Consider the following 5,614-nt stretch of genomic DNA (forward strand, 5'->3'; position numbering starts at 1 on the left):
GGGCGCGTGACCGACGCGCTGCGCGGCGCCGAGCAGCGTGTCGGTCACGCCGTGCATCGCCGAGACGACGACCACCGTGGGGAGCGGCGCGCCCGGGTCGCCGCGCTGCGCGGCGCCGATCGCCGCGGCGAGGCGCGCGGCGCCGGCGTCGGCGAGGGCGGCGACGCCGAACTTGTGCACGGTGGGGGCGGGGCGGGCGGAGGGCATGGGCGCGGAGGGGGCGGAAACGACGCGCGGCCTCCCGGTGGGGGAGGCCGCGCGTCGTCGTCGGGTGCCGTGCGGTGCGGCCTACACGACGGACGGGACGGCGCCTCCCCGGCGGGGAGTCGTCGTGCGCATGGTCGTGCGCGTCGTCGTGTCGGTCAGCGGTCGGCTCGGCATGGGCGTCGATCGGTGTCCGGCACGATGGCCGCGGCGGGGCGGCGGCGTCAAGCGTCCGCCGCCCCGCCGCCCGCGCGGGCCGTCAGCTCGGGTTGATCGGCTCGCGCGTGTCGGAGCTCGTGCGCGGGCGCCCGCCCTCGCCGCCGTAGCTCGGCTTGTGCTCGCGGTCGCGCGTCAGCGGCTCCGACCCCGCGCGGTCGGCGCCGTCCTCCTCGCCGCGCCCGGTGGTCGCGTCGTCCGAGCCCTGTCCCGGGCGGGCGGCGTGCTCGCCGGCGGCCGCCTCCGCGCCCGCGCCGAGGCTCCCCGTCCGGGTGCGCTTCTCCTCGTCGGCCATGACGTCGTCCCTCAGAGGTCGAAGACGCGGCGGTCGTCGCCGGCCTTGTCGCCGCCGTCCTCGCCGCGGGCGGCGTCCTGCACCCGGGACTGCTGCGGGCCGCGCGACTCGGTGAGCGACCCCTCGAGGCCGTCCGTCACCGGCTCGCGGTTGGTCCCCGCCTGCCCGTCACGGGGGTCGCCGCCCTGCGCGTCGCGCGGCGCCGGCCGCGCCGGCGCGTCCGGGCGCCCGACCCGCGTCCCCTGGTCGTCGCCGTAGCCGTCCCTGTCCTTCCGGTCCTGGTCGTCGCGCATGCTCGCTCCGGTGTGAGAGCCGCCAGGAGGAGCAACGGACATGCCCCATGGCCGACGTTCAACCGGACGGTTGCGCTTTCGCGTCACGGCTGTATCATCAACCACATGGTTGAACGAGCCGCCGACCCGCTGAGTCTCGTCTTCCGCGCCCTCGGCGACCCGACGCGGCGCGAGATGGTGCGCCGCCTCTCGGCCGGCGAGCGCTCGGTCGGCGAGCTCGCCGAGCCGTTCCGGATGTCGCTCGCCGCCGCGTCCAAGCACGTGCAGGTGCTCGAGCGCGCCGGCCTCGTGCGGCGCCGCGTCGAGGGGCGGGTGCACCGGTGCCGCCTCGACGCCGAGCGGCTGGCCGAGGCGCAGCGCTGGCTCGCGCACTACGAGCGGTTCTGGGGCGAGCGGCTCGACGCGCTCGCATCGCTGCTCGCCGAGGACGCCCCGGACCCCGCCGACGCGCCGCCCACCGACCCCCGCCCATGACCGCACCCCGCACCGTCACGATGGTCCGCACCCTCGCCGCGCCGGCGGCGCGCGTGTACGCCGCGCTCACCGCGGGCGCGCTGCTCGCGCGGTGGATGACGGCGCCCCCGTACCGGGTCGCGGAGGCGTTCACCGAGCCGCGCGTCGGCGGCGCGTACCGCGTGCGCGTCGTCGGGCCGGACGGCGACGAGCACCTCACGACCGGGACCTTCCTCGAGCTGGTGCCGAACGCGCGCGTGGTGCAGAGCTGGCGCTACGAGGGGTCCTTCGGCCGCGACGACACGCCGACCGAGGTGACCTTCACGCTGCGCGCGCTCGGCCCCGCGCTCACCGAGCTGACGCTGGTGCACGCGCGCATCCTCCCGGGGCTCGCGCACTACGACCACGTCGAGGCGGGGTGGGAGGAGTGCCTCGCCGCGCTGGAGACGCTGCTCGACGACGACGTCGTGCTGGTGCGGGTCGAGCGCCGCGTCGCCGCCTCCCCGGCGCGCGCGTTCGACGCCTGGACCGACGCCGCGGTGCTCGGCCGCTGGATGGGCGGCACGGGCGAGCTGCTGGAGGCGACGGCCGACGCGCGCCCCGGCGGGTCGCTCCGCCTCGTCGTGCGGCGCGACGGCGACGTGGTCGCGCACGAGGGGGAGTACGTGGAGTTCGACCGCCCGCGCCGCCTCGCGTTCACCTGGGCCATCCCCGCCTTCTCGGAAGACCGCGACCTGGTGCGCGTGACGTTCGCGCCCGACGGCGACGGGTGCGCGATGACGCTCGTGCACCGGATGGGGAAGCAGTGGGCCGAGTACGCGGAGCGGTCGGGGGCGGCGTGGGGAGAGCTGGCGGACGTGGTCGCGGCGTCGCTGACACCATCCTGAGCGCAGCGAAGGATCCCTCCGAACCGCTCGGCCAGCGGCCGGAGGGATCCTTCGCTGCGCTCAGGATGGCGGCGGGTGACCGCGGCGGTCGTCGCGGCGCCGGTCGGCGTGGAAGCGGCGGTCGGTGCGCGCGCGGCGGTCGGTGGTGGCGCCGTCGGGCGTCTGCACGCGGCGCAGCACGACCGAGAACGTCGACCCCTGCCCCTCGGCGCTCCGCACCTGCAGCTCGGCGCCCATGCCGCGCGCGAGGTCGCGGCTGATCGCCAGCCCGAGCCCCGTCCCCTCGGCGGGGTTGTTCAGCGAGCGGCCCACCTGCACGAACGGCTCGAAGATGTGCGCCTGGCGGTCCGCCGGGATCCCCGCGCCGGCGTCGCGCACGCGCAGCTCGACGCGGTCGGGCGCGTCGTCGCGGGGGCCGAGCGCGATCTCGACCGGCGCGTCGGCGGGGGAGAACTTCACCGCGTTGGCGAGCAGGTTGAGCAGCACCTGCCCGAGCTTCCCGCGGTCGGCCCACACCACCGCGTCGCCGTCGGCCGAGACGCGCACGGGGACCCGGCGCGCCGCGGCCTGCGGCTCGATGAGCGGGAGCACGTCGGCCAGCACGTCGGCCACGCGCGTCGGGGCGACGTCGAACTCCACCTTCCCCGCCTCCAGCTTCGCGAAGCGCAGCAGGTCCTCGATGAGGCCGAGCAGGTGGCGCCCCGCGCGCTGCACCCGCTCGAGCGCGTCGCGCTGCGCGTCGGTGAGCGGGCCGTGCACCCCCAGCTCCACCAGCTGCACGTGCCCGGCGATGGCGTTGAGCGGCGTGCGCAGCTCGTGCGAGATGACCGAGAGGAAGTCGCTCTTGGCGCGGTTCGCGTCCTCGGCGGCGACGCGGGCGAGGTGCTCCGACTCCAGCAGCCGCTGCCGCTCGGCCTCGGCGACGCGGCGCGCGGTCACGTCGCGGGCGAGCACCGCCGTGCCGTCGCGCGACGGGAGGACGCGCAGCTCGAACTCGCGCTCCGGCGCGTCGGCGGCGCAGGCGGCGCGCACCTCGGTCTCGACCACGCGGTGCTCCTGCGTCGCGCGCTCGACCACCGGCTCGACGGCGTCGGCGAGCGCGCCCGGGAGCAGCTGCCACACCACGCGCCCGACCACCGCGTCGCGCGCCGCGCCCAGCAGCCGCTCGGCCGCCGCGTTGATCCCCGTGACGCGGTGCTCCTCGTCGAGCGCGAGGTAGGCGTCCGACGCGTGCTCCAGCAGCGCCGCGGTGGTGCGCGCGGCGCGCCCGAGGGTGACCTCGCGGGTGGCGACGCCGGCGAGGAGGCCGAGCAGGCGCACGTCGCGCGGCGACCACGGGCGCGGGCGCACGTCGGCGACGGCGAGGCTGCCGAGCACCGAGCCGTCGGGCGACGCGACCGGGAAGCCGAGGTACGCCTCGACCCCCATCTCGCTGATGGCGAGGTTGTCGGCGACCAGCGGGTGCGCGCGCGCGTCCTCGACGACCAGCGGCTCGCCGGCGCGCACGACGTGCTGGCAGAACGAGTGCGAGAGCGGCGTCTCGCGGCGCGACGCCCACGGCTCCGGGATGCCGACGGCGGCGGTGAAGAACTGGCGGCGGTCGTCGACCAGCGAGAGCAGGGCGATCGGGACCTCGAGCGCGGCCGCCGCCAGGGTGATCAGGCGCTCGAGCGCCGGCTCGGCAGGGCGGTCGAGCAGCTCGAGGCGGCGGATCGCGTCGAGGCGAGCCGGGGCGCCGAGCGTGGGATCGTGGCCCGCGGGACGTGACACGCGGCCTCCGCGCCGCGGCGTCGCGACGCGCGTACGGATCGGGCGGCCGGCGCCCCGGACCAGGCGGGCGTGTCGGGAGGGGACGTCGGCTCACCCAACATGAGGCATCCCGCGTTCCACGCCAGCCGGCGCCCCCTCCGGCATGGCGGGCTCGAGGGTGAGCGGTCCGAGCACCGTGTCGGGCGGCGCGGCGTGCACGACGCCGCGGAACGCGGTCCCCTCCAGCGCGCGCCGCATCGACGCCAGCGCGAGCGCGGGGGTGTTGTTGTGCCGGCTGAGGTGCCCGAGCACGAGGTGCCGCAGCCCGGGATGCGCGACCGCGCGCGCGACCTCCGCCGCCTGCGCGTTGCCGAGGTGCCCCGTGGGCCCGCCGACGCGCGCCTGCAGTTCGGGCGGGTACGGCCCGCCGCGCAGCATCGCCTCGTCGTAGTTGGACTCGAGCACCAGCGCGTCGACGCCCTGCAGCAGCGCGACCACCGCGTCGGGCGCGTGACCGAGGTCGGTGCAGTAGCCGATCCGCACGCCCCCCGCCTCGACCACGAACGCGGCCGAGTCGTCGACGTCGTGCGGGGTGGCGGCGGTGCGCACGCGGAACGGGCCGGCGTCGAACGCGGCGCCCGCCTCGAACGGCCGCACGTCCACGCCGCGCAGCGCCCGCCAGCGCCACACCGTGCCGAGCGTCGCCCACACGCGCCACCCGTAGGCCTTCGCACCGGCGGCGGCGCCGAGCACGTGGTCGCGGTGCCCGTGCGAGAGCAGCACCTCCTCGACGTACCACGGGTGGAGGTCGGCGTCGCGCATGCGCGCCAGCAGCACCGGCAGGTCGACGCCGGCGTCGAGCAGCAGCAGCCGCTCGCCCCAGGCGACGGCGGCCGCGTTGCCCTGGCTGCCGCTGCCCAGGAGCCAGAGGGAGACCGGTGATTCGGAGGACATGGGGAGCGCCACGCTCAGGTCCCGTGCCGTGCTGCGGCGCTGCGGGGCTGCGGAAGAGCAGCGGCGCGCCTCCGCAGCCCCGCAGCGCCGCAGCCGTCGGTTTGCTTCCCCCCGGTCCCCGCTCCATGTTCCCCGCACCCGGCGGCGGTCCCGCGGAGTGCCGGGGAACGTTGCAGCGACGCCACCGCGTCCGGAGGAGCCCGATGACCCAGATCCCGCCGCGCGCGGTCGGCGCGCTCGACGACCCGTCGACCATCGCGGCCATGGTGCGGCGGCTCGGCGCCGCCCTCTACGTCAGCGACGCGGAGGGGCGGCTGCTCGACGCCAGCCCGGGGCTCGCCGACCTGCTGGGCGTCGCCGACGGCGCGGCGCTGCGCGGGCGCGCGCTCGACGACTGGGTCGCCGAGCCGTCGGCGCGCCGGCGCACGCTCGACGCGCTCGCCCCCGACGGGCCCGCGCGCTCGGTGGCGGCGGCGCGGCGCGGCGCCGAGCGCGCGGCGCGCGCGGTCGAGACGGTGGCCGCGGTGCGCGGCGCCGACGGCGCGGTGCTGCTGGTCGTGCTG

Annotated in this window: 8 protein-coding genes; 3 read left to right on the plus strand and 5 right to left on the minus strand. The window is 77.7% G+C overall.

The window, feature by feature from the left end:
• The 3 genes from PYV61_RS20005 to PYV61_RS20015 all read right to left on the minus strand — a co-directional run.
• Nucleotides 1-207, minus strand: a 207-nt coding sequence (locus PYV61_RS20005; protein ID WP_275834929.1) for a hypothetical protein, incomplete at its 3' end; no start/stop codon positions are given.
• A gap of 256 nt (nt 208-463) precedes the next feature.
• Nucleotides 464-715, minus strand: coding sequence for a hypothetical protein (locus tag PYV61_RS20010; RefSeq protein ID WP_275834931.1), 252 nt, complete (start codon nt 713-715; stop codon nt 464-466).
• Between the two features lie 11 nt (nt 716-726).
• Nucleotides 727-1,008, minus strand: a complete 282-nt coding sequence (locus PYV61_RS20015; protein ID WP_275834933.1) for a hypothetical protein — start codon at nt 1,006-1,008, stop codon at nt 727-729.
• Nucleotides 1,009-1,113: 105 nt separating this feature from the next.
• Between PYV61_RS20015 and PYV61_RS20020 the strand changes: the two genes are divergently transcribed.
• Together PYV61_RS20020 and PYV61_RS20025 are read left to right on the plus strand one after the other, a co-directional pair.
• Nucleotides 1,114-1,482 carry a metalloregulator ArsR/SmtB family transcription factor gene (locus PYV61_RS20020; RefSeq protein ID WP_275834935.1) on the plus strand — a complete coding sequence of 123 codons (369 nt, stop codon included), beginning with the start codon at nt 1,114-1,116 and terminating at the stop codon, nt 1,480-1,482.
• Nucleotides 1,479-2,348, plus strand: a complete 870-nt coding sequence (locus PYV61_RS20025) for an SRPBCC family protein (RefSeq protein ID WP_275834937.1) — start codon at nt 1,479-1,481, stop codon at nt 2,346-2,348. The genes PYV61_RS20020 and PYV61_RS20025 overlap by 4 nt, the downstream gene beginning before the upstream one ends.
• Before the next feature lie 60 nt (nt 2,349-2,408).
• On the opposite strand, the gene PYV61_RS20030 is transcribed toward PYV61_RS20025, so the two are convergent.
• Entirely contained in the window at nt 2,409-4,118 is a 1,710-nt protein-coding gene (locus tag PYV61_RS20030; protein WP_275834939.1) for an ATP-binding protein, read from the minus strand.
• Nucleotides 4,119-4,208: 90 nt separating this feature from the next.
• Nucleotides 4,209-5,051 carry an MBL fold metallo-hydrolase gene (locus PYV61_RS20035; RefSeq protein ID WP_275834941.1) on the minus strand — a complete coding sequence of 281 codons (843 nt, stop codon included), beginning with the start codon at nt 5,049-5,051 and terminating at the stop codon, nt 4,209-4,211.
• Nucleotides 5,052-5,254: 203 nt separating this feature from the next.
• Between PYV61_RS20035 and PYV61_RS20040 the strand changes: the two genes are divergently transcribed.
• Nucleotides 5,255-5,614 (plus strand): PAS domain-containing protein (locus PYV61_RS20040; protein WP_275834943.1); only part of this gene is annotated, 360 nt, incomplete at its 3' end.

Origin of the sequence: Roseisolibacter sp. H3M3-2, assembly GCF_029211165.1 — a bacterium.
In the GTDB taxonomy this organism is placed as follows: domain Bacteria; phylum Gemmatimonadota; class Gemmatimonadetes; order Gemmatimonadales; family Gemmatimonadaceae; genus Roseisolibacter.